The organism is Streptomyces sp. NPDC006711, assembly GCF_042869775.1.
GTDB lineage: Bacteria > Actinomycetota > Actinomycetes > Streptomycetales > Streptomycetaceae > Streptomyces.
In genome coordinates, this window is the sequence record NZ_JBIAGO010000004.1 from 391,907 (window position 1) to 413,386 (window position 21,480).

The window sequence follows — 21,480 nt, forward strand, 5'->3', positions numbered from 1 at the left end:
CCGGACGTGTCAATGGGTCGCGCAGGAACCGCCGCGCTCCGCACATGACGGCGTCCGTCGCGCGGTCCCCGGCGCGATCGGGTAATCAGGAGGGGTGAACAAGGACGCGCGCAGCCCTTTCGTGCAGGTCCGGGGCGCCAGGGAGAACAATCTGCGGAACATCGACGTCGACGTTCCGCGAGACGCGATGGTCGCCTTCACCGGCGTCTCGGGTTCGGGCAAGTCCTCGCTCGCCTTCGGCACGCTCTACGCGGAGGCCCAGCGGCGCTACTTCGAGTCCGTGGCACCGTATGCCCGCAGGCTCTTGCAGCAGGCCGGCGCACCGCACGTGCGGGAGATCACCGGGCTGCCACCCGCCGTGGCGCTGCAACAGCGACGCGGATCGCCCAGCTCGCGTTCGACGGTCGGAACCCTCACCACGCTCTCCAACCTGCTGCGCATGCTGTACTCCCGGGCCGGCACCTATCCGCCCGGCGCCGCACGGCTGGAGGCCGAGTCGTTCTCCCCCAACACCGCGGCCGGCGCCTGCCCGCAGTGCCACGGGCTCGGCGTCGTGCACGATGTCGCCGAGGACCTGCTCGTCCCGGACCCCTCGCTGAGCATCCGGGAAGGGGCGATCGCCGCCTGGCCGGGTGCCTGGCAGGGCGCCAACCTCCGCAGCGTCGTCAACGGCCTGGGGATCGACATCGACCGACCGTGGCGCAGGCTCAGGAAGAAGGACCGGGACTGGCTGCTGTACACGGACGAGCAGCCCTCCGTGTACGTCGAGCCGGAGGAGGGGCGCGTCGACTACGGGTACCAAGGCACGTTCTGGAGCGCGCGCAAGCACGTCATGCATGTGCTCGCCGACTCCAAGAGCGAGAAGACACGCGCACGGGCGCTCCGGTTCGTCCGGAGTGTGCCCTGCCCCGAGTGTCACGGCAGCGGGCTGCGTCCCGAAGCGCTGGCCGTGACCTTCGCCGGACGTTCCATCGCCGAGATCAACGCGATGCCGCTCGCCGAGGTCCTGGCATCGCTGCGGCCCGTCGCGAGGCGCGCCAAGGCCGACGCCGCCACGTCGACCGCCCGGTCCGGGGAGACCACCGAGGTCGCGGTCCGCATCTGCGGCGATCTGGTCGCGCGCATCGACGTACTGCTTCACCTGGGCCTTGGATACCTCAGTCTCGGGCGCCGCTCCACCACCCTGTCGCCCGGCGAGGCGCAGCGCCTGCGGATCGCCACCCAGCTGCGCTCCGGTCTCTTCGGCGTCGTCTACGTCCTCGACGAACCCTCCGCCGGCCTGCACCCGGCCGACGCGGAACCGCTGCTCGACGTGCTGGACCGCCTCAAGGCGGCGGGCAACTCGCTGTTCGTCGTGGAGCACGACATGGACGTCGTACGGCGGGCGGACTGGGTGGTCGACATCGGCCCGGGCGCCGGCGAGGGCGGGGGCCGCGTGCTGTACAGCGGCCCGGTCGCCGGGCTCGAGCGGGTCGGGGATTCGGCCACGAGTCAGTACCTGTTCGGGCGCGCCCAACCGCTCGATCATCGCCCCCGGACACCGCAGGGTTGGCTGCGGCTGCGCGGCGTCTCGCGGCACAATCTGCGCGATGTGTCCGTCGATATACCGCTGTGCGTGCTGACGGCGGTCACAGGCGTCTCCGGCTCCGGGAAGTCGACCCTGGTGAGCCAGGTGCTCGCCGAGGTCGTCCGCGGGCACCTCGGACTCGTACCCGATGAGCCCGACGAGCCCGATGGGACGCGCCTCGAGGTCGATGTCCTCGATGTCCAGGACGCGTCGGGGGTCGAGTCGTTCGACCGTCTTGTGCTGGTCGACCAGCGGCCCATCGGCCGGACTCCCCGGTCCAACCTGGCCACGTACACGGGATTGTTCGACGCGGTGCGCAAGGTGTACGCGGCGACGGACGAGGCCAGGGCGCGCGGCTACTCGGCCGGGCGGTTCTCCTTCAATGTGTCCGACGGCCGGTGCGAGACCTGTCAGGGCGAGGGCTTCGTCGCGGTGGAGCTGCTGTTCCTGCCCGGCACCTACGCGCCGTGCCCCACCTGCCGGGGCGCCCGGTACAACACCGAAACACTGGAAGTCACCTACCAGGGCAAGAACATCGCGGAGGTGCTGGCGCTGTCCGTCGACGCCGCCGCCGAATTCCTCTCCGCCGTCCCGGCCGCCTCGCGCAGTCTGGAGACGCTGCGCGAGGTGGGGCTCGGGTATCTGCGTCTTGGCCAGCCCGCCACGGAGCTCAGTGGTGGCGAGGCGCAACGCGTCAAACTCGCCACCGAACTGCAACGCGCTCGGCGCGGGCACGCGCTCTATCTGCTCGATGAACCCACGGCGGGGCTGCACCCCGCGGACGTCGCACTGCTGCTGCGGCAGTTGCACCGGCTCGTCGACGCCGGCAACACGGTCGTCCTCGTTGAGCACGACCTGGACACGATCGCCACCGCCGACTGGGTGATCGACCTCGGACCGGGCGGCGGCGACGCCGGCGGCCGCGTGGTCGCGGCGGGCCCGCCGGCCAAGGTGGCCAAGTCCCGCCGCAGCGCCACGGCGCCCTATCTCGCGGCCCGGCTCGCGCGCTCCTGACGGCGGTGCGAAGGGCAGAGAGCACGGGTCGGGCGGAGGGCGCGGGGCGGCACACCACTGTTCAGGGGTTCACCCAGGCTCCCGGAGAGTCGGCCAACTCCGATACCGGCGCCGGCAGTTGAGCCGTGGCGACATCGGCGAGGGACACACCGTCCAGGATCTCCCGCACGTTGGACCGCAGGGCGATCCACAGGGGGAGCAGTGACTCGGCGGGGCCGGTGTAGGACAGTTCCGGCGGGCGCACACCGCGTACCGAGACCAGCGGACCGTCCACGACGCGGATGACGTCGGCGATGCTGATGGACGCGGCGGCCCTGGCCAGCCGGTAGCCGCCGTTGCCGCCGCGTCGGCTGAGCACGAGACCGCCCCGGCGCATGTCGTTGAGGATGCTTTCGAGGAATTTGTGCGGGATGCTCTGGGCGTCGGCGATGGCCTCGGCCTTCAATGGCCCGGCATCCGGTGCCGCGGCGAGCTGCAAGGCGGCGCGTACCGCGTAGTCGGCCCTGGCTGAAATCCTCATGTGCTCAGTATTCCGTGTGGCTCGCGTGTGCGTCCGGGGCAGGTGGCCGAAGCGCCCGAGCGCTGTTGCCGCCGGCCCGTACGACGCCGCCCTGACGTCGGTCAGGGTCTCAGGGGCAGGACGAACGGCGGGTGGGCGTCGTTGAGGAAGTAGTCCCCGACGTCGCGGAGCCGGTGGCTGACGGGCTCGTACAGCGTGTGGGCCCGTGCGTTGCGCCAGAAGCGGTCGAAGCCCAGGCGCGAGGAGACGGAGCGGGCGCCGATGATGTCCAGAGCGCGGGCGGTGGACTCCTGCGCCGCCCTGGAAGCTGCGGCTTCGGCCACGGCCACGAGGACGGAGACCTCCGCGTACTCGTCATAGGTGAGCTCGTCACCGCGAGCCAGCCCACCGCACACGGCCTTCAGGGCCTGATCGGCGAGGGCGGCCGCGGAGCGGGCCAGGACGGTGAGTTCTCCGTAGGTGGTCAGTACCTGCGGGTCCTGGGGAGAGCCGAGCGGCCAGTCCGGGTGCCAGGTGGAGTGGCCCGCCCTGCTGTAATCACGTGCTTCGGCGAGCACCCCCTCGGTCATGCCGAGGAGGAGCTGGACCGAGAGGAGCCGCCCTACCGGCGAGGACAGGGCGGCCCGGGGTGACAGGACGTCCTCGTCCGCCGACAGGGAGCCCAGTATGTCGCGGGCCGTGACCGGTACGGCGTCGAACTCCACGGTTCCGCCGGCCGCGAGCCGCTGGCCAAAGGTGTCGGCCTCCTCGTCGATCCGCACGCCGAGACGGGTGGCATCGACGACGACGGCGAAGGGCTGTCCGGTGTCGGCCCGCTCGGCCCGCACCGCGAGGCGGTCGGCGACCAGGACACCGGTGGCATAGCTCTGGCGGCCTTCCAGCACGTAGCCGCCGGCCTTCCTGGTCAGCGTCAGCGGCAGCTCCTGACGCCCGAGTCCGCCGCCCCAGCACCACCGCTCCGCCACGGTCCTCCGCTCGATCTCGGCGGCGCGGGCCGGCTCGGCGAACAACCGGGCGCTCCATGACAGGAAGTAGTGACAGGCGAGCAGTTGACCGACCGCGCCGTCGGCGGCGGCGATCTCCCGGACGACGGCGTAGGCCGTCGGCCAGTCGGCGCCGCCGCCCCCGAGCTCGCGCGGGACGAGGAGCGTCAGGAGCCCCGCCTCCCGCAGCCGGGACACCTCGTCGAAGGGGGCCCTGCCCGCCTGTTCCCTGGCCACCGCGTCCGTGGCCAGGTCGTCCGCGCTCTCACGGGCCACTCGTTGCCAGTGCGTACGGCTGGGCTCGTTCCGGTCGAATTCCGTGACGGGTACGGACGGCGCGGTGGCAACGCCCATGGCGGTGGTCTCCTCAAGGTTGGCGGCGGGGAGCGGAGTTGGGCTCACGAGCCGCGCGGGCAGGTGCGCCAGGGCCGTCGATGCGTGGTCTCGGCGCGGAGGTGTGAGCGGCGCGCCCTATGTGGGACAGGCGGCGCTGACGACGCGACCGAAGTCGACGTGCCGGCGGCGTATGAGTCGCTGCTGCGTGGGGCCCATGCGCCCATCCTGCGCACCGGCCGGGCGGGCCGTCAACGTTTTCCTAGTAATTCAATGGGAAATATGGGGGATGCAGGCCAGGGAGGTTGTGTCGCCGGGCGTCGGGGCGGGTCGGCGGACGGGCCCGGCGCAGCGCTTGGGAACCAGCGCTGCCCTGGCGGTGCGGCTGTCGAAAGCGCAAGGCCGACCTGTCGGCGCCGTGATGGAACCTCAACGGGGCGGCCACTGACGGCACTTGGACGCATCGACGGCGGACGGCTCCCGCAACGAGTCCGAGCCCCGCTGAGTGCCGAGTCGGGACATCGTGCGAACGTGGTGACCATGACCACTGACACACCAGCGGATGTGCGCGTCACCCGGGCATGGAGCAGGATCGTGGAATGGCTGGCCGAGTACGCGCCGCCGTCGTACGCGGCGCTCAGACCCGGCGCCCGCGATGACGAGATCGCGGCCCTGGAAGCGACCCTCGGCGTAAGCGTTCCGCAGGAGTTGAAGGCGCTGTGGCGGCTCTCTGCTGGCGAGGACGGCGTGCGGGGTACGGGGGTCATGCTGGGCGATTGGACCCTGATGCCGCTGGACGCTGTGATCGAGGCCCACCAGATCCAGACGCGGTCCCAGGAGGAGTACGGCGAGGACGCCGCCGAGGACGAGAGTCCCCTGGTGCTGTGGAAGCCGTCGTGGATACCGTTCTGCTCCTCCCACTTTGACGAAACCGGCCCCGGCCTCTACCTGGACGGGGAGACCGGGGAAGTGTGCCGGTGGAGCAGGTACGGCGAGCGTGAGAAGGAGTACGCGTCGCTGCCCGCCTACTTGGAGCTCATGGCGGTCAGCCTGGAAGCCCCCTTGGCGGCCGCCGGTCCGGAGAAGCCCGGTATGAGGGGCGGCGCCCTGGTGTGGGGACCACCTTCTGACGATGAGGGCGCTGACCGGTGGGTGAGCCACCTCGGCGAGGCTCCGCCGCGCCACCCCGCGAAGACTCTCGGCGCGATCCGGGCAGCTCTGCCCAGTGATGAGCGCGCGGAGTTCGACGAGCAGCGCGACGCCGTCGACCTGGCCGACCTGGAGTCCCTGGGCGCTTTTCGGGACCGCTGGTGGGAGCGTTGCGTGCAGGTCCAGAACGAGCTGGAGGACGAGGTCGCCGCAGCGCTGGGCGGCAACATCATGGCCCAGCCGGGCCACAAGCTGGCGCCGGAGTACGAGGCCGCGCTGCCGCCCGCCATCCGCCACGTTCCGCCGTCCCTGGACGACATCAGTGCCGCCCTGAGCCATGAAAGCGTTCGCGCACGGTTCAACCGGGATTTCATGGATGCGGTTCTGCCGCACTATCCGGCGTTGCTCCTGCGCTGGTGGGACATCGCCCGGCTGATGGCCGACCCACGCGGCGACCGCGCCGTACGCGCCGTCATCAACGGCCGCCGCGGCTCGGATTAGCTTGGATTGGCCTCCACTTCTTCTGGCCCGTGCGGGGGGTCTTCGTCTGTCCCCTGGGCGGCGGCCTGACCGTCAAACGCCGCTGCCCAGCCGGATGGGCCCGGTACGTATGCCGCGCCAGCTGTTCGCGCTACTTCGGCCGGATTACGCCGTTGGTCTGGACCTGACAGAGAGCGTTGTCCCAGACTGCCGGGATGGAGGAGCCACGCCACACCCGACGCTTCGAAATCCCGCTGCATCGCCTGGACGTCCCTCTGCCGCATCTGCTGCCCTTCGCCATCGGCACGTTCGACACGATCGGAGCGCTGTCACGCGCCAACTTCCCGCACCGTCACACCTTCTACGAGATCGTCTACGTCACGGGCGGCCGGGGCACCCACGTACTGGATTCCGTGCACCGCCCCCTGCACCCACCGCAGTTGTGCGTCATCGCTCCCGGCCAAGTGCACCACTGGGTTGACGCCGAAGAGCTCACCGGCCAAGTGGTTCTGTTCAACGAGGACTTTCTCCCCTCCCGGTCGCAGAACGTGACGTCACTGCGCACACTGGCGGCCGAACCCGGCCACTGCCCTGGCGACCAGTCAGGACCCATCGAAGCACTCCTGGCGGACATGGAGGCCGAGTACCGGGCCCTGCTCCCCGGTTACCCATTGCTCCTCCGCGCAAGTTTGCAGATCCTCATCGTACGAGCCCTGCGAACCTGCCCACCCAGCGTGGAAGCCACTCCGCGCGACCGGGCCACGGAGGTGGCGGCAGACTTCACCCGGCTCCTCGAACTCCCGGGCGGCACTCGCCGATCGGTCGACTCGTACGCGCAAGAGCTGCGCATCTCCCCAGGTCACCTCCAGGCGTCGGTGCGGCAGGCCACGGGGTTGACCCCGGGCGGGCTGATCCGTCTGCGCCGCACCCTGGAGGCCAAACGGCTCCTGGTGGCAACGGAATTGACCATACGTCAGGTCGCCGCAGCGATCGGATTTCGCGATCCCGCATACTTCTGCCGGTTCTTCCGGAGGGAAACCGGCATGTCGCCCGGCACGTTCCGGTCCGGCACCGGAGGAAATCACCATGATCCCCGGATCGAGTCCATCGCCGCCGGTGGGGGCGGCTCATAACGTGAGTGCAGGCCGCAGGCGGCCCGGCCCGCCGTCCTACTGGCAGGGGCCACGACCGCCCTGCGGCAGCTCCTGCCGTGTGGCGCGCCGCTCCACGACCACAGGCGCCAGACGGCCGACGCGCAGCACCCCCGGCCCCACCCCCTTCCCACAGGAGACCTGCGATGCCTGCTGACGAAAAGCCGCTCGAAGGACCCGCCGAAAGCGCCAACTCCCCCCGGATCAGCCGCAAAGCGGTACTACGCGCCGCTGCCGCACTGAGCGCGGCCCCCTTACTGGTCCGAGGGGGAGTGGCCCTGGCCCGCGACCGCGCCACGGCCACCAGGCCCCTTGAGGTGACTCCGCAGTGCCATGACGGGGACGAGACGACCGTCGAGCAGATCGAAGGTCCCTACTTCAAACCCAACTCCCCGCTGCGCGCCTCACTGATCACCGACAGCACCCCGGGCACACGCCTCACGGTCACCGGATACGTCTTCAGCCGGACCTGCCGGCCGATCGCCGGAGCCCTCCTCGACTTCTGGCAGGCCGACGACAACGGCGACTACGACAACACCGGGTACGCGTTCCGCGGCCATCAATTCAGCACCGATCAGGGGGCGTTCAGCCTGACCACCATCGTGCCCGGGCTCTACCCGGGCCGCACCCGGCACATCCACGTCAAGCTGCAATCCCCTGGCCGGCCGATCATCACCACCCAGCTGTATTTCCCCGGGGAACCCCGCAACAGCACGGACACCATCTTCGACGCGCGTCTGCTCATGAACGTCCGCCAGGTCGGCCCCGCACGGGAAGGCACGTACGACTTCGTGCTGGACGCGCCCCAAGGCCCCACCAACCCGCCCACCACCCCACCCACCACACCTCCGTCGGGCACCTGGACGGCGGGCACGTCCTACCGTGCCGGCGACATGGTCACCTACGGCGGCTCCCCGTACCGCTGCCTCCAGGCCCACACCGCCATCACCGGCTGGGAGCCGCCGAACGTCCCAGCCCTCTGGCAGCGCGACTGACGCCGAAGCGGCGGCCTCGTCTCGATAGTCTGCATGGCGTGATCAACTCATACGCGGGTTTCGACGACGCCGCGGTCGCCATAGCCGGGGCGAGGGCCGGCGCGGACGTGATCCGCGACCTGTACGGCCAGCGGCTGGCCCGCATCGACAAGGGTGCCGGGGACTTCGCCACCACCGCCGACGTGGAGGCCGAGGCGAGGATCCTTGGCGTCATCCGTGCCGCCCGCCCCGATGACGCGGTGCTCGGCGAGGAAGGCGGCCGGCGGGGCGCCGTCGACGCCGCGCGCCAGTGGTTGGTGGATCCTCTGTGCGGCACGCTGAATTACGCCGTCGGCAACATGCTGGTGGCCGTCAACGTGGCGCTGCTCGGCGGGGCGGCGGCGGTGGCCGATCCGTTCAGCGGGGAGATTTTCTTCACCGACGGGGAGACTGCCTGGGTGCGACGTGACGGGGCCGACGACACTCCGCTGAGGCCTTCGCCTGCTTCCCGGTTGGTGGATGTCAACCTGGATCCACCGTTCCCGAGTGCGCCCGGCTTCCGGGCCGTGGATCTGCTGGGCCGGCCCGAGTTCGTCGAAAGGTTCCGGCCTCGGGTCGTGTCCACGACGTTGGCGCTGACCTGGGTCGCCGCCGGCAAGCGCGCCGCGTATGTCACCGATGGTGGTGGCCTTTCCAGGAGCGTGCACTTCGCGGCGGGCATCGCGTTGTGCCGGGCCGCCGGCTGCGTAGTCACCGGGATCGACGGCGCCCCGATCCACGAGACGGACCGTGGGCTTGTGGTCGCGGCCGACGACGAGACTCACGGGCTGCTCATGTCAATGATGCGTAGCCGAAGCTAGCGCTGTGACCGCATGGTTTTCGCCGGGGCCGGGCGTTGGTGTCGGGAAGGGCCCATCAAGGGCGGATCTGCTGATCACGAGAGATGCCGAGAGCCAGCGAGGAGTTAGGCTGAACTGGGCGTTCCGTCGCAGGGGGAGTGTGGCTCGCCGGTCTGGCCCTGACGTGCGGCAGCAGCCGGCGCCGAAGGGATGACCCCCGTCCATCCCTCGGCGCCGGCCTCCGGCGCGCGGTCAGCGCCAGGTCTGGTTGCGGTTGTGGGTGCAGGCCATCATGCGCAGCCCGTACTCGCTGTCGTCGAGGCACAGGCCGGTGGCCTGGTTCTCGAAACTCACCTGGTCACCCCGCGCGTACACCCACCAGCTCTGCTGCTTGGAGGAGTCGCAGGCCGTGGTGTACGGGTGGCTCCCGGCTCCCACACCGCCGTACATGCAGCGGCCGGTCGAGACGTTGCGGAACTGGCGGGTGCCGTCCTCCTGCCAGATGCGTACGTTCCAGTTCTGGAAGTCGCTGTTGTTGCAGCCGAACCCCCGGAAGCCGTACGGGAAGCTGTCGTCGAGGCAGCCGCCGGTAGCCATGTTGCCGAAGTGCTCGACCGCCGCCGGCGAGACGGCGCTCGTCGGGGCGACAGCGCTCGCCGGGGCGACCCGGCTGTTCTCGGACGATGGCTCGTCCGCGCTTGCGACGCCAACCACGGCCGTGCTCAGACAGGCGGCGGAGGCGAGGGCGACGGCCGCCCGGCGCAGCCGCCGTCCGGACATCAGGTGCTGGACGTTCACGATGTTCCCTTTCAGTGGTGCGGTTGCCGGTCCGTACTTCTCGGCTACGGGTATTCGCAGTACACGGGGCCGGAGTTGGTCTCGACCGGCACGCCGGGCACCGGGCCGTCGTTGGAGCCGCCGCTGACGTACACGGCGCTCACCCAGCCCAGCCACCCGCCCGGCGTGACGATCTCGACCCAGTAGTGGTTGTAGTAGGGGCCGTCGGCGACGCGCCCGTCCCACCGCTGGCAGAACGCCTGCACGTTCACGTTGGTGAGCCGCTCCTGCGAGGCCAGTCCGCAGGAGGTGTTCGAACACTCACGTACACGCACCTGACTGGCCCAGATGTGGACGGTTGACGTCTTGATGTCGGCCTGCGCGGGCGCCGCCATCAGACCCAGCGCGGCGGTCAGGCCAAGCCGGGTGGCGCACAGCGCCCGCAAGGAGAACATTCGGGTCATGGACTTCGAGGACACAGTGGGTGCCCTCTCGGTTTCGGTGGACGGGTGGTGACGCGTCATCCGACAACGAGCGCAAGGACTTCGACTGCTCCGGCCTCACCCGGTACGCCTACGCCCAGGCGACCGGCCGTGACCTGCTCAACGGTACAGCCGACGACCAGTTCCACACGTGGCACGCGACGGCCAGATTCTCCGCGGCCCAGGGCTCGGCGCCTCTCCTCCCCGGAGACCTGATGTTCTGGGGCAGCGGTCACATCCACCATGTCGCCGTCTACATCGGCGCAGGACAGATGGTGGAGGCGTACGAATCGGGCACCCACATCCGGGTGGCGGCGGTGCGCACCGGTGGCGATTACGCCGGCGCCGTCCGCATCGACGGCTCCGGCACGGTGCCGCCCCCGCCGGCCAACGGAGGCACCACCTTCGAGACCTGGGGCGCCCGAGTGCGCACCCACTTCTCGCCCGGCGTCAACGCGTCCGTCGTGGACACGTTCCCCGGCCCCGCCCAGGTGTCGGTGATGTGCCAACAACACGCCGAGGTGGTCACCGCCGACGGCTACACCAATGACATCTGGTCCAAGCTGTCCGACGGCTCCTGGCTGACGAACATCTACATCAAGGGCCCGGCGTCGCTGCCCGGCATCCCGGACTGCGGCGGCAGCTCCACCCCGCCGCCGAGCGGCGGCAGCACGGCGTTCCAGTCCTGGGGCACCGGGGTGCGCACCCATGCCGAAGCCAACGTGAACGCCGCCGTCGTGGACTACCTCCCGCAGCCCACCACCGTCAACGTGGCCTGCCAGGCACACGCCCAGACGGTGACCGCCGACGGCCACACCAACGATGCCTGGTCCCGGCTCACCGACGGTTCGTGGATGACCAACATCTACATCATGGGTCCGGCGTGGCTGCCCGGAGTGCCCACCTGCTGAGCCCGGACGGTTCATGGCTGTGGGCCCGCGCCGGTGTTCCGGCGGGGGCCCACAGTTCCTGAAGGGGCTGGTGGTTACCAGCGGTACCAGCGGCCACTGCCGCCCTTGGGACGGGCGACGAAGCCGACGAGCCAGACGACGAGCACGATGATCGCGATCCACCACAGCGCCTTGAGTGCGAAACCCGCGCCGAACAGGATCAGAGCCAGCAGAAGAACGAGAAGCAGGGGAACCATAGTTATCAACCTCCGAGCCACCGAATGCCCTGCCGTGGCACGGCTACACCGGACCCGTGCAACTGTTTACAAGTGCTTCGGCCGGGAACCCGTGCTCCTTTTCCGCACGCCACAGTCCCTGGACGACGAGCTCTGTCGGAAGGAGCGGACACTCGGCGCGGCTGTGTTCCGCCGTCAGGCCGCCGCCCTGAAGACGTACGCCGTCATCGGGGCAGTGACAGGGCCCGGGCCCAGACGGGCCGTCATTTCCTCGATGACGGTGGCGTGGACGGTTTGTTCGTCCCCGGACTGCTCGACGGCCACACGCACGGGCGTCCCGGTGAGGTACCCGGTGGCGAGATCGGCGATCGAGGGGGCCCGGCCCTGAAGCGTCAGCTCTTCTTCGTGCTCGACCGTGAACCCGGCGGCCGCGAGGTCCGCGGCCACAACAGCGGGGTCGGCGTAGCCGTGCGGAACCGTTGGGATGAAGCGCGGCGGCCCGGCCGGAAAGGCCCGCTCCAACCCGGCCTGGAGAGCGACTTCGAAGGCATGGGTATGGAACGGGCCCCACGTGTTGAACAGGAACCGGCCACCCGGGACCAGCACCCGGCGGACCTCGGCGAACGCTGCGACGCGGTCGGGAAAGAACATCACGCCGAACTGGCAGACGACCAGATCGAAGCTCCCGTCCGGGAACGGCAACCGCTGTGCGTCGGCCTGCCGCCACACCGCGCCCGGCGCCCGGGCCGACCCGAGTGCGACCATGGCGTCGTTGAGGTCGGTGGCCGTGACCTCGGCCGAGGGGGCCGCTGCGAGCAGGTCCAACGTCAACACCCCTGTCCCCGCAGCCAGTTCGAGGATCCGCTCGGGATGAAGTGCCGCCGCGCGAGCGGTCAGGTCCTCCGCGAAGGGCCGGAAGACCACCGGCACGAGGTACTGGTCATAGGCCGCCGACATGGAAGAGGTCCACCGCCGGCCGGCGTTGTTTCCCGTCACGCGCACGACGCTAACGCCGCTTCGACACCCCTCGTCTTCGCCGCGCCGGTCAAACGCGTCGCGACCACGCAGCCGAAACCCGCTCGGCCCGCGTCGACGTGGTCGGATCGAGGACTCACGGCTCAGCGGTCATTGAGCAGCGCGCAGGCGAAGTCCTCCTCGACCGTGCGGAGCCGGGCGAGCAGCGCGGGTTTGTTGCTCTTGCTCGTCTGGGTGTTGATGGAGAACGTGAGGGAACGGGTGCCGTCCGGGGTGGTGGCGGCGAGCTGGGTGTAACCGGGAAAATTGCCTGTGTGGCCGTACAGGACGCCGCAACGGGTGGTGTACTGGAAGATCGCCAGACCCGCCGCGTTGGTGCCGGGGCCCGCCGGTTCCGAGGAGTCGCCCGGGCGGAAGGTGAGTTGTTCCTTGCGGGTCTGCTCCGACAGCAGGGCGGGGCCCCCGTACGCGCGGATGAAGACGCCCAGTTCCTTCGGAGTGGTGACGATGCCGCCGGAGGCCCAGACACCGGAGGCGCTGATGGCCTCGCTGACGTCCTCCGCATGGGCGGGCGGAGTGATGTCGTAACCGTGCAGATACGGGCGGGGGAGCCGGTAGCCCAGGGGCAGACTGGTCTGCCGCAGGCCGAGGGGACGGTAGACGAGATCCTTGAGGAGGTCTTCGTAACGACGACCTGTGGCCGCCTCGGCCATGAGGGCGACCGCGATGTTGTCGGAGTTGGAGTACTCGTACAGGGAGCCCGGGCGGAACCGCAGTGGCTGGTCCGCGACGAAGTCGAGCAGGGCGCGCGGGTCGAAGAGGTGGTGGGGGTCGGACTGGAGGATGTTCCGGAACTCGGGGGCGGCCGAGAAGTCGGGCAGGCCGCTGGTGTGCTGGAGGAGCTGGCGCAGGGTCACCGCGTGCCAGTCGGCGGGCTGGTCGGGCAGCCGATCGCCGATGGTGTCGTCGAGGGAGAGAAGCTTCTCGTCGACGAGCCGCAGTGCGACGGCCCCGCTGTACGCCTTGGAGATGCTGGCGATGCGCATGTGGTCGTCCGGGCTCGGCGGCCGTCCCGTTGCGATGTCCCCGACGCCGGCGGTGTACACCTCGGTCCTGCCGTGCTTGGTGAGCACGGCGATGGCCCCGGGCGGGCCGTCGTCCTGCGCGACGAGCCGTTCGAGTCCCTGCTGGAGGCGGTTGCCGTGGCCCGGGTGCCCTCCTGGGGCGTCCGGACCCGCGTTCGCCGCCTGCGCGGGTGAGAGGAGCGTGCCGAGCGCGGCGGCGGTGACGGCGGCGGACAGGCCGGTACGGAAACGGCGTACGCGGATGGACACGGGTGTCTCCCGATGTGGGGCGGAGTAGGCCGGCGGCCGCTACGGGCCCGCCGGTACGGCCTGCATAGCAGCCGGGCGCCTGTCCCCGGCACGCGGCGCACGGGGCTGGTCCGGTCGGCGGATACGTAAATCCCCCGCTCACGGGCGTGTCGTGCGTGCCACACCCACCCTCGGGTGAGCGACCGAGACGCCCTTGACCTCAAGTCCGGTTGAGTTTCTATGGTCGGTCTCGTCGAACCGATTCAAGCAACGACAGGGATCCAAGCCATGGAGTACTCACACGGTGACACCGACCTGATCAAGCAGCCCATCGGCTACTGGAGTTGGGCGGCTTACAAGGCCGTCGTCAGCCGCACCAGGGCCGCCCTTTCCGGGATCGGTATCACCCAGCCCCAGTGGTGGGCCCTCGCCCAGGTGGCAAGGGCCGATACCGTCAAGACCCGTGATGAGGTGTGCCGTCTCCTTCGGGGCTACCTCGATACCGGGTCGGAAACCATGGAGTCGGAGATCGACACGATCATCGCCCGGGGCTGGATCACCGAGGATGCCGGGGGGCGACTGGGCATCACGGTTGAGGGCAGCGCCTTCTACAAGAAGGCCGCAGCCCTTCAGGACGAGCTCTGGGAGGAACGGCATGCGGGTGTCTCCGACGAGGAGTACCTGACCACCCTCAAGGTGTTGCAGCGGTTCATCCACAACACGGGTGGGGAAGCTTGGCACCATTAGTGGTGCGGCGCCGGTTCGCACAGTGAGTATGCGCGGGCGGTTCGGGCGCGGTGGGGGCCGGACCTATGGCTGGCGTTTTCTTGAAGCGGCGCTGTCTCAAATCGACTGCGAATGGGCGGCGTCTGTGCGGACGCGGCCCAGTCGGCGCCTCACCGGGCTTGCCGATAGCAGGTGAAGGCGGGGCAGGCGGCTCTCAGGAAATCCTGGAGCGGTCCGCCACCAGCCCGGCCCGCTCCGGCTCGCCGCTCTGTCTGCCTCCCTCACCACGGTGCGCGTCCGCCGCCCGGGGGCCGGCCGCCGAAGTCCTGGAACGCAGGCGTGCGTCGGTGGCCCAGGCGATCAGCGCGCAGGTCGCGAATCCGGCCCCGAGGAGGCTGGAGGCGGCCCAGCCGTGGGAGGTGAAGAGGGAGGTGGTGGCGGCCGCGCCGAGGGCGGAGCCGAGGGAGTAGAAGACCATGTAGCCACCGATGACGCTGCCGGTGTGCTCCGGATGGGCGGCGGTGAGTACGTGCTGGTTGCTCACGTGCACGACCTGGACGGCGAAGTCCAGCACCACGATGCCGATGACGAGCAGCCACAGCGACCAGGACAACTGCGCGGTCGCGGCCCAGGAGACGACGAGCAGGGCCAGCGCGAGTCCGCTGATCGGGATCGCCCGTCCTGCGTCCGCCCACCGCCCCGCGCGTGCCGCGCCCAGCGCGCCGGCGAGTCCGACGATGCCGAAGAGGCCGATCCGGCTTTCGCTCAGATGCCACGGCGCGTTCGCCAGCGGCAGGGAAAGGCCGCTCCACAACGTGCCGAACGACGCGAACAGGAAGAACGCGATGAGACCGCGCATCAGGAAGGGGCGTTGCTTGAACAGCGCACCGAACGACACCAGGGTCTGTCGGTAGTCCGCGGTTCGGCGCGAGCCGTCGTCGGACGGCAGCGCGCGCAGAAGAAGGGCGGCGAGGACGAGTGCGAGCACACCGAGGGCGGCGTACATGCTTCGCCAGCCCCACACTTGCGCGAGCACGCCAGTGACGAACCGCGCGCCCAGGATGCCCACCACAACGCCCGACGTCACGACACCGATGGTGCGTCCGCGCTCGGTAGGCACCGAGACCGAGGCGGCGTAGGCCACCGTGGTCTGCACCACCACGGCGAACATCCCGGCCAGCGCGAGCCCGGCGAAGGCCGCCCAGGCGACTGAAGCCGCAGCCGTCAGGAGCAGCCCTGCCGCAGTGATGATCATGTGCGTCGCGATGAGCCGACGCCTGTTGGCGACCACGTCGCCGAGCGGCACAAGCAGTATCAGACCGGCCAGGTAGCCGAACTGGCCGGTCGACACGATCCACCCGGCGCGGTGTGCCGAGATCCCGAGACTGCCCGCCATGGGCACCAGCACTGTCTGCGCCGCATAGACGCTCGCCACCGCGACACCGCACACGGTCGCGAGAAGTAACCGCCGCCAGGTGTCCATCGCACCCCCAGGGAATGAGTAGCAAAGTAAAACCAATTTGACCGTAGGGCATGATGGTCTCAATCTGCAACTCTTCGGAGGTGTCATGCCGAGCCCCGCAACGGACAGCCCGAGCCCTGCCTGGACCGATCCCGACTGCCCGGTGGCCCGCGCGCTGGATCTCGTCGGTGACCGGTGGAGCCTCCTGGTCGTACGGGACGCGATGGACGGGGCGCGGTCCTTCACCGAGTTCCAGCGCCGGACCGGTATCGCCCGCAACATCCTCACCGACCGTCTGCGCAAGCTCATCGACCACGGGGTGCTGACCCAGCGGACCGCGCCCTCGGGCCGCCGCCTCCAGTACGTCCTCACCGACGCGGGCCGCGACCTCTTCCCCGTGCTCCTCACCCTGCGCCAGTGGGGCGAACGCCACGCCTTCGAACCCGGCGAGCCCCACTCGACGCTCGTCGACCAGCACGGCGCTCGCGTACCGGGCATCGAGCCGGTCGGCGCGGACGGTGCCCGCATCGACGCCGACACCACGCATGTGCGGAAGACAGCACCTACACATTCGCTGCGCGGCCACCCGTCGAGCCCCGGCACCCTCGATGCCCGCTAATCTCGTTGAACCCGGACTCAGTCATCGTGTTGGCTGGGTGCAACCGAACTGTCCGTACCGCAGATGTCCACCGCGGACGTCCGGCCGGCCGTAGCAGGGGGTTCAACGTGCAGGACGTCATGGGCGACCCGGGTGCCCACAATCGGGCGGCCTGGGACAAGTATGTCCAAGAGGGCAATGAGTGGTCGAGACCCGTGACCGCTGAGGACGTCGAGCGTGCCCGCGCGGGCGACTGGTCCGTTGCTCTGATAGGGCATCAGCCGGTCGACCGCTCCTGGTTGCCGACGGACCTGAACGGCAAGGACGTGTTGTGCCTGGCCTCCGGCGGCGGCCAACAGGGCCCGATCCTCGCTGCCGCAGGGGCGCGGGTCACCGTATTCGACAACTCACCCGGCCAACTCGGCCAGGACCAGCTGGTGGCGGCACGCGACGGACTCGAACTACGCACCGTCCTGGGCGACATGCGCGACCTCAGCGCCTTCGGCAACGCGACATTCGACGTCGTATTCCATCCGGTCTCCAACCTCTTCGTGCCAGATTTGGCAGCGGTGTGGCGTGAGTGCTTCCGCGTCCTGCGACCGGGTGGAACTCTGCTCGCGGGGTTCCTCAACCCTGATGTGTACTTGTTCGACCACGAGGCAATCGATGAGCGCGGCGAGCTGATCGTGGTGCACAAGCTGCCCTACAGCGACGTCACGCAGTACTCCGCCGAGGAACGTGCCGCGAAGTTCGGCCCGGATGCCGCCCTCGAATACAGCCACACCCTCACCGACCAGATCGCCGGGCAAATGGCCGCCGGGTTCGTCCTCACCGGCTTCACGGAGGCGCCGCACCAATCCAATGCCTCCGCGCCATACATGTCGCACTATTTCGCGACGCTCGCGGTCAAGCCGGGCTGACTGAACGTCGATTCACCAGTCGGCATCCCTGCCTCCGGCTCAGGGCGCCAGGTCGCTTGTGATGACTCTTGCGGTGAGTGAAACCGGTGCGGGCGGTGGCGGGACCACCGGCAGGTCATCAACGGGATACTGCACCGAGTTCGAGCCGGTCATGGACAAGATCCGCGTTCCCCGCGCCGGGCTCGGACATCTCCGCCGTCGCCCGGACAGCGTCTCCGCCGACAGGGCCTACAGCAACCGCACCATCCGCGCCTACCTGCGCAGACGCGGCATCCGCCACGCCATCCCCGTGAAGAAGGACCACAAGGCCGCTCGCCTGCGCCGGGGTTCACGCGGCGGCAGGCCGCCCGGCTTCGACGAGGAACGCATCTGGCTCCGCGCATGACCGGCACCGGGCAGTGCTAGTCCAAGAGCTGGAACGGAGCCCGGCGCCACGAAGCGCCAGGTGTGTCCCGCTCGGCAGCCCAGCCGAGTGGGAGGTCGGGGAGCTCTCGCATGCTTGAGTTGTGCTCGATCGCGGCCCAGATGCACATGGCCGCGCATGCACCAGTGAGGTTGGGGTCGTTCACGCCGTCGCCGACGAGCCAGGAGTTCTCTTCGGTGTGACCAACGAACAACGCCGGAAAGTCTCCGTTCGCCACCGTCCACTGAACGACGGCTCCGAGGTTCGGCGGGAACTCGGCATTCTCGAATGGCCACGGAAGTGACCTGAATATCTCATGCACGGGAGCACGCTATAGCAGCTCCAGGCATGATCGACCGGACAGTTCCGAGCGAGCCGCCCGCCGACAACGGCACCGTGCACACGGTGGACCTGCGGGACGCCGTCACAGTGGAATCGGCCCTCGCGGGAGCCGACCGCGTGCTCCATCTGGGCGGCGTGCCCGACGAGGCGCCTCTCCCGGACCTGCTCGAAGCAAATGTGTTGGGCACGCACCATGTCTTGGAGGCGGCGCGGCGCACGGGCATCGAGCGGGTGCTGCTGGCGAGCAGCAATCGTGTGACCGGCTTCCACCCCGCCGCACATCTCACCGGCCCGACGGAGCCCGCACGCCCTGACGGCCTCTACGGGGTGAGCAAGGTGGCCGTTGAGGCCCTGGGGCAGTTGTACGCCGACAAATTCGGTCTGTCGGTGATCTGCCTGCGCATCGGCAGCTTCGAGGCCAGGCCCAGCGAGCCCAGGCACCTGGCGACCCGGCTGAGCCCGCGCGATGCCGTCGGCTACATCAAGGCCGCCCTGACCGCACCGTCCTCCACCCGCTTCCTCACGGCGTACGCAGTCTCCGTCAACAGCCGCCGCTTCTGGCAACTCCCCGACGCGACGGAGCTGGATTACGTCCCCGTCGACAACGCCGAAGCCCACGCCGCGGAGATTCCCGGGGATCTCGAAACCGACCCGACCGGAGCCCAGGCCGGCCTGTACGCCGAACCCGAGTTCACCCTCAAGCACCGTCGGCCCTGACGCACATGGGACACATAGGGGACACATGTGGCCGTCGCATGCGTGGCTCGACGGGTTCGGGACGCCTCGGGAACCGGGCCATGGGGAGGTCATTTGGGGAACAGGGCTCCCAGGAAGAGGCTCATGTACAGCGCCGTCTCGCCCTCGGACTCGGTGGCGCTGTAGAGGGACGTGTCCAGGCCGCAGAAGGTGAACCCCATCCGCTGGTAGGCACGGATGGCCGGAGCGTTGATGTTCGTCACTTCCAGCCACACGTGCCCGGCGCCACACTCCCGTGCCCAGCCAATGGCGTGGCTCATCAGCGTGCGCCCAATACCCCGGCCCTGGTACGGCCCGGCCACCTCGATATCGGCAATGATGAGCCGCCGATTCCAGGGCTCATACTCCGTGTCGACATAGCCGCAGACGCGTTCGCCGTCCAGCGCGACAAACCGGCGCTCGGCCTGCGATGTCTCACCGGCCACGGTCTCGTTGTCGGGGAAGACCTTGTGAACTGGCGGGTCCAGCCGGGCGGGCCGGATGGTGAACCCGTCATCGGAGCCGACCACTTCGAAGACGGTGTCCGAGCTGAACTCCCCTTTGATACAAGCGGACTTGTCCCTCTCGCTCTCTGCCACGCGATAGACGATCGTCTCCGTCGCCTCACGTTCGGTTGCCCTACGGTCAGATGGGATCATTTCCTCACCGTATCGGCCCGGTGCACCAAGGAGGCCGAATGCAACCCTGCCAGCCGGACCGCTGGCGACAGTCCTGGCTCCGCAGACAAAGACGCTCCGCCGAACGCAACCGGCGGAGAACACCCACCCGGCTTGCGACCTCACCCGCGAGATGGCGCGCCGATGGATCACGCATCCAGGCGTGCACGGATCAACGTGTCAAGTCGCCGCCATGCCGGGGACGAGGCGTTGACCGTGCCCTGGATGAGCGTGGGGACCTCAGAGTCCGCATCCAGGGTGGGTACTTCACCGGATCCGTAACGCTCGCGGGTCGCGGTGACGATCCTCTGGGCGAGGCCGTCGATGCGCGGATCGTCGCTCTCGAGGTCGTACGCGCCGTCGTAATCAAGGAAGAGCTGCCGCAGTGCCGGATTGGCCAGAATCGCGGCCTGGTCGTGGAACAGTGCGAGCGCTCGGTCCGGGCACGTGGCGAATACGAGTATCCACAGGTCACGTTGCAGGTCCACCCATCGAGAGGAGAATCCCCAGCCGCTCAGGTGCTCCAGATGGGCACCGACCTCGGCGGGCAACGGTGCAAGGCGCCCTGCGGCGAGCTCATGCAGGCGATGTTGTGTCGCCTGAAGAGCCCGGATCCTGGCGGTGAGGCCGTCGTTGATCTCGCACAGCGCCTGCTGGAACTCCGTGTCCTCCGCTGATCTCAGGTCCCGGATACGGGCCAGGGGGACGCCGGCTTCGGCGAGCGTCCGGATCTTGATCAGGTCGATGGCGTCGTTTGCGCCGTACCGCCGGTAGCCAGATGGATCGCGGTCGGGCTCAGGGAGCAGCCCCTTGTCGTGGTAGACGCGAACCGTCTTGATCGACACCCCGACGTACCGTGCCAACTGCCCGATGGTGATCACCGAGCCATCGTCCCACTTGCCACTTGACCTTTCCCCTGGGGCAGGGTTGCACCATGGCGACATGGCAAACACGAATATCGACCGGGAGACTCTGCGCGAGCTGGCCGACGAGGGCAACGAGACCGCCCTGGACCAGCTGGCCGACCTGGCTGAAGCAACCGAAGGCGTCGAGGAGTTGAGCGAGCTGTTGGACGAGGGGTCCACGCGCGCCGGGTTTCTGCTCACTCGACGCGCGGTCGCGGCCGGTGACCTGCGCGCGCTGCGACGGATCGCCGACGCCGGGTACGAGGAGGCGGGGGACGAGCTGGACCGACTGTTGAAGACGATACGGGCCGACTGACCGCGCGCGAGGAATCGCTGACACTATCCGGCCGCTCGAGCGCCACGGCATTCCCCACCACCCCCACCCACGCTATTCCCCAGGGGAACGCCGGTCGCAGACAGCCACTCGGACAGCATGGGCGCTGTCCGTCCCGTCCGGGGCTGGGACGTTGCTGTCATGCCGTGGGGTACTCCGGCACGGGGGTGGGCAGGGCCGGAATGCGCCGCCGACGCCAGTACGCGATGGCGAGGAGGCCGAGGAGCGGTCCCCACAACGGGAGCGGGGCGTAGGTGGCGAGGAACAGGCCGAGGCGCCAGCCATGCAGCGCAGTGGTGGGGAAGTCACTCGGGAGCGGGTTGCCCTGCAACGTGGCTCCGGAAGCGACCTGGACGGCGAGTGTCGTCCACAGAACCGTGAGGATGATGGCGCCGGCCGCAGCGGGGATCATGGCGGCCGAAAGCGAAACCCGGCGTCCGCGCAGTACCGGAGTCCAACGGGGGAAGACCTCGCCCCACGCGGCGATGAGTCCGAGCGCGGTGAACGCGAGGAGTTCGGAGAGGACCGACAGGAAAATCACGTACGCAGCGTTGGGAAGGCCCAGCGTAGTGTCCGAGCCGTGGCGGCGACCGTCGCCGGCCACGCCGAACGCGACGGTCGCGATCCTCCAGATGCCGGACGGCAGGACGAGGAACGGGATGGCATGGGCGACGACGCGGGCCCAGCGGGGAACT

The 21,480-nt window shown here is 69.3% G+C and carries 23 protein-coding genes and 1 pseudogene; 12 read left to right on the forward strand and 12 right to left on the reverse strand.

The features are described from left to right. The first annotated feature begins 94 nt into the window (after positions 1 to 94). Positions 95 to 2,581: an excinuclease ABC subunit UvrA gene (uvrA, locus tag ACFYM2_RS12330; RefSeq protein WP_388835649.1), complete on the forward strand. Its 2,487-nt coding sequence runs from the start codon at positions 95 to 97 to the stop codon at positions 2,579 to 2,581. Between the two features lie 61 nt (positions 2,582 to 2,642). Here uvrA and ACFYM2_RS12335 read toward each other — a convergent pair whose 3' ends face one another. Together ACFYM2_RS12335 and ACFYM2_RS12340 are read right to left on the reverse strand one after the other, a co-directional pair. Next, on the reverse strand, positions 2,643 to 3,101 hold the full coding sequence (locus tag ACFYM2_RS12335; RefSeq protein ID WP_358997747.1) for an Rrf2 family transcriptional regulator: 459 nt from the start codon (positions 3,099 to 3,101) through the stop codon (positions 2,643 to 2,645). A 101-nt stretch (positions 3,102 to 3,202) separates the two neighbouring features. Beyond that, entirely contained in the window at positions 3,203 to 4,438 is a 1,236-nt protein-coding gene (locus tag ACFYM2_RS12340; RefSeq protein WP_388835652.1) for an acyl-CoA dehydrogenase family protein, read from the reverse strand. 519 nt (positions 4,439 to 4,957) lie between these two features. Between ACFYM2_RS12340 and ACFYM2_RS12345 the strand changes: the two genes are divergently transcribed. The 4 genes from ACFYM2_RS12345 to ACFYM2_RS12360 all read left to right on the forward strand — a co-directional run bounded on the left by ACFYM2_RS12345 (position 4,958) and on the right by ACFYM2_RS12360 (position 9,031). After that, positions 4,958 to 6,067: an SMI1/KNR4 family protein gene (locus ACFYM2_RS12345; protein WP_388835655.1), complete on the forward strand. Its 1,110-nt coding sequence runs from the start codon at positions 4,958 to 4,960 to the stop codon at positions 6,065 to 6,067. 194 nt (positions 6,068 to 6,261) lie between these two features. Then, positions 6,262 to 7,179 carry a helix-turn-helix domain-containing protein gene (locus ACFYM2_RS12350; RefSeq protein ID WP_388835658.1) on the forward strand — a complete coding sequence of 306 codons (918 nt, stop codon included), beginning with the start codon at positions 6,262 to 6,264 and terminating at the stop codon, positions 7,177 to 7,179. 164 nt (positions 7,180 to 7,343) lie between these two features. Continuing rightward, complete coding sequence (locus tag ACFYM2_RS12355; protein WP_388835661.1) at positions 7,344 to 8,192, forward strand: carbohydrate-binding protein; 849 nt, start codon at positions 7,344 to 7,346, stop codon at positions 8,190 to 8,192. Positions 8,193 to 8,230: 38 nt separating this feature from the next. Then, the gene (locus ACFYM2_RS12360) at positions 8,231 to 9,031 is read left to right on the forward strand and encodes an inositol monophosphatase family protein (protein ID WP_388835664.1); all 801 of its coding nucleotides are present in this window, start codon (positions 8,231 to 8,233) and stop codon (positions 9,029 to 9,031) included. A 231-nt stretch (positions 9,032 to 9,262) separates the two neighbouring features. Here ACFYM2_RS12360 and ACFYM2_RS12365 read toward each other — a convergent pair whose 3' ends face one another. Both ACFYM2_RS12365 and ACFYM2_RS12370 read right to left on the reverse strand, forming a co-directional pair. Then, entirely contained in the window at positions 9,263 to 9,808 is a 546-nt protein-coding gene (locus ACFYM2_RS12365; RefSeq protein ID WP_388835667.1) for a ricin-type beta-trefoil lectin domain protein, read from the reverse strand. A gap of 44 nt (positions 9,809 to 9,852) precedes the next feature. Then, a complete protein-coding gene (locus ACFYM2_RS12370; RefSeq protein WP_388835670.1) occupies positions 9,853 to 10,251 on the reverse strand; it encodes a hypothetical protein in 399 nt (132 codons plus the stop codon). 20 nt (positions 10,252 to 10,271) lie between these two features. Between ACFYM2_RS12370 and ACFYM2_RS12375 the strand changes: the two genes are divergently transcribed. After that, positions 10,272 to 11,180 (forward strand): NlpC/P60 family protein, encoded by a 909-nt coding sequence (locus ACFYM2_RS12375; protein ID WP_388835672.1) that lies wholly within the window; start codon positions 10,272 to 10,274, stop codon positions 11,178 to 11,180. A 74-nt stretch (positions 11,181 to 11,254) separates the two neighbouring features. On the opposite strand, the gene ACFYM2_RS12380 is transcribed toward ACFYM2_RS12375, so the two are convergent. The 3 genes from ACFYM2_RS12380 to ACFYM2_RS12390 form a co-directional block, all read right to left on the reverse strand. Beyond that, complete coding sequence (locus tag ACFYM2_RS12380; protein WP_100575597.1) at positions 11,255 to 11,416, reverse strand: hydrophobic protein; 162 nt, start codon at positions 11,414 to 11,416, stop codon at positions 11,255 to 11,257. 174 nt (positions 11,417 to 11,590) lie between these two features. Continuing rightward, positions 11,591 to 12,352 (reverse strand): class I SAM-dependent methyltransferase, encoded by a 762-nt coding sequence (locus ACFYM2_RS12385; protein WP_388835799.1) that lies wholly within the window; start codon positions 12,350 to 12,352, stop codon positions 11,591 to 11,593. A 161-nt stretch (positions 12,353 to 12,513) separates the two neighbouring features. After that, positions 12,514 to 13,704 (reverse strand): serine hydrolase domain-containing protein, encoded by a 1,191-nt coding sequence (locus tag ACFYM2_RS12390; protein WP_358997767.1) that lies wholly within the window; start codon positions 13,702 to 13,704, stop codon positions 12,514 to 12,516. 267 nt (positions 13,705 to 13,971) lie between these two features. Between ACFYM2_RS12390 and ACFYM2_RS12395 the strand changes: the two genes are divergently transcribed. Beyond that, positions 13,972 to 14,430 carry a MarR family winged helix-turn-helix transcriptional regulator gene (locus tag ACFYM2_RS12395; protein WP_388835676.1) on the forward strand — a complete coding sequence of 153 codons (459 nt, stop codon included), beginning with the start codon at positions 13,972 to 13,974 and terminating at the stop codon, positions 14,428 to 14,430. A 193-nt stretch (positions 14,431 to 14,623) separates the two neighbouring features. On the opposite strand, the gene ACFYM2_RS12400 is transcribed toward ACFYM2_RS12395, so the two are convergent. Further along, a complete protein-coding gene (locus ACFYM2_RS12400; protein WP_388461766.1) occupies positions 14,624 to 15,892 on the reverse strand; it encodes an MFS transporter in 1,269 nt (422 codons plus the stop codon). Positions 15,893 to 15,977: 85 nt separating this feature from the next. Between ACFYM2_RS12400 and ACFYM2_RS12405 the strand changes: the two genes are divergently transcribed. From ACFYM2_RS12405 to ACFYM2_RS12415, 3 genes and pseudogenes are all read left to right on the forward strand, one after another. Continuing rightward, positions 15,978 to 16,490, forward strand: a complete 513-nt coding sequence (locus ACFYM2_RS12405) for a winged helix-turn-helix transcriptional regulator (protein ID WP_388461764.1) — start codon at positions 15,978 to 15,980, stop codon at positions 16,488 to 16,490. A gap of 107 nt (positions 16,491 to 16,597) precedes the next feature. Then, a complete protein-coding gene (locus ACFYM2_RS12410; RefSeq protein WP_358997779.1) occupies positions 16,598 to 17,389 on the forward strand; it encodes a class I SAM-dependent methyltransferase in 792 nt (263 codons plus the stop codon). Between the two features lie 133 nt (positions 17,390 to 17,522). Then, positions 17,523 to 17,753 (forward strand): annotated as a pseudogene (locus tag ACFYM2_RS12415) (transposase); the annotation flags it as partial. 37 nt (positions 17,754 to 17,790) lie between these two features. On the opposite strand, the gene ACFYM2_RS12420 reads toward ACFYM2_RS12415, so the two are convergent. Next, positions 17,791 to 18,114, reverse strand: a complete 324-nt coding sequence (locus tag ACFYM2_RS12420) for a hypothetical protein (RefSeq protein WP_358997782.1) — start codon at positions 18,112 to 18,114, stop codon at positions 17,791 to 17,793. A gap of 26 nt (positions 18,115 to 18,140) precedes the next feature. On the opposite strand from ACFYM2_RS12420, the gene ACFYM2_RS12425 reads away from it, so the two are divergent. Next, the gene (locus tag ACFYM2_RS12425; protein WP_388835680.1) at positions 18,141 to 18,851 is read left to right on the forward strand and encodes an NAD-dependent epimerase/dehydratase family protein; all 711 of its coding nucleotides are present in this window, start codon (positions 18,141 to 18,143) and stop codon (positions 18,849 to 18,851) included. An 89-nt stretch (positions 18,852 to 18,940) separates the two neighbouring features. Here the strand turns inward: ACFYM2_RS12425 and ACFYM2_RS12430 are convergent, their stop codons facing one another. Next, positions 18,941 to 19,528 (reverse strand): GNAT family N-acetyltransferase, encoded by a 588-nt coding sequence (locus tag ACFYM2_RS12430; protein ID WP_388835683.1) that lies wholly within the window; start codon positions 19,526 to 19,528, stop codon positions 18,941 to 18,943. A 167-nt stretch (positions 19,529 to 19,695) separates the two neighbouring features. Next, positions 19,696 to 20,427, reverse strand: a complete 732-nt coding sequence (locus tag ACFYM2_RS12435; RefSeq protein ID WP_388835686.1) for a MerR family transcriptional regulator — start codon at positions 20,425 to 20,427, stop codon at positions 19,696 to 19,698. A gap of 61 nt (positions 20,428 to 20,488) precedes the next feature. Between ACFYM2_RS12435 and ACFYM2_RS12440 the strand changes: the two genes are divergently transcribed. Then, entirely contained in the window at positions 20,489 to 20,767 is a 279-nt protein-coding gene (locus ACFYM2_RS12440; RefSeq protein WP_388461753.1) for a hypothetical protein, read from the forward strand. Positions 20,768 to 20,924: 157 nt separating this feature from the next. Here the strand turns inward: ACFYM2_RS12440 and ACFYM2_RS12445 are convergent, their stop codons facing one another. Continuing rightward, positions 20,925 to 21,326 carry a hypothetical protein gene (locus tag ACFYM2_RS12445; RefSeq protein WP_388835688.1) on the reverse strand — a complete coding sequence of 134 codons (402 nt, stop codon included), beginning with the start codon at positions 21,324 to 21,326 and terminating at the stop codon, positions 20,925 to 20,927. Between the last annotated feature and the right edge of the window lie 154 nt (positions 21,327 to 21,480).

Excerpts from the sequence above, each read along its gene's own strand:
- ACFYM2_RS12380 (WP_100575597.1), bottom strand. The coding sequence starts at position 11,416 with ATGGTTCCCCTGCTTCTCGTTCTTCTGCTGGCTCTGATCCTGTTCGGC.
- ACFYM2_RS12385 (WP_388835799.1), bottom strand. The coding sequence starts at position 12,352 with ATGTCGGCGGCCTATGACCAGTACCTCGTGCCGGTGGTCTTCCGGCCC.
- ACFYM2_RS12395 (WP_388835676.1), top strand. The coding sequence starts at position 13,972 with ATGGAGTACTCACACGGTGACACCGACCTGATCAAGCAGCCCATCGGC.
- ACFYM2_RS12355 (WP_388835661.1), top strand. The coding sequence starts at position 7,344 with ATGCCTGCTGACGAAAAGCCGCTCGAAGGACCCGCCGAAAGCGCCAAC.
- ACFYM2_RS12370 (WP_388835670.1), bottom strand. The coding sequence starts at position 10,251 with ATGACCCGAATGTTCTCCTTGCGGGCGCTGTGCGCCACCCGGCTTGGC.
- ACFYM2_RS12425 (WP_388835680.1), top strand. The coding sequence starts at position 18,141 with ATGATCGACCGGACAGTTCCGAGCGAGCCGCCCGCCGACAACGGCACC.
- ACFYM2_RS12400 (WP_388461766.1), bottom strand. The coding sequence starts at position 15,892 with ATGGACACCTGGCGGCGGTTACTTCTCGCGACCGTGTGCGGTGTCGCG.
- ACFYM2_RS12440 (WP_388461753.1), top strand. The coding sequence starts at position 20,489 with ATGGCAAACACGAATATCGACCGGGAGACTCTGCGCGAGCTGGCCGAC.
- ACFYM2_RS12430 (WP_388835683.1), bottom strand. The coding sequence starts at position 19,528 with ATGATCCCATCTGACCGTAGGGCAACCGAACGTGAGGCGACGGAGACG.
- ACFYM2_RS12345 (WP_388835655.1), top strand. The coding sequence starts at position 4,958 with ATGACCACTGACACACCAGCGGATGTGCGCGTCACCCGGGCATGGAGC.
- ACFYM2_RS12340 (WP_388835652.1), bottom strand. The coding sequence starts at position 4,438 with ATGGGCGTTGCCACCGCGCCGTCCGTACCCGTCACGGAATTCGACCGG.
- ACFYM2_RS12335 (WP_358997747.1), bottom strand. The coding sequence starts at position 3,101 with ATGAGGATTTCAGCCAGGGCCGACTACGCGGTACGCGCCGCCTTGCAG.
- ACFYM2_RS12350 (WP_388835658.1), top strand. The coding sequence starts at position 6,262 with ATGGAGGAGCCACGCCACACCCGACGCTTCGAAATCCCGCTGCATCGC.
- ACFYM2_RS12405 (WP_388461764.1), top strand. The coding sequence starts at position 15,978 with ATGCCGAGCCCCGCAACGGACAGCCCGAGCCCTGCCTGGACCGATCCC.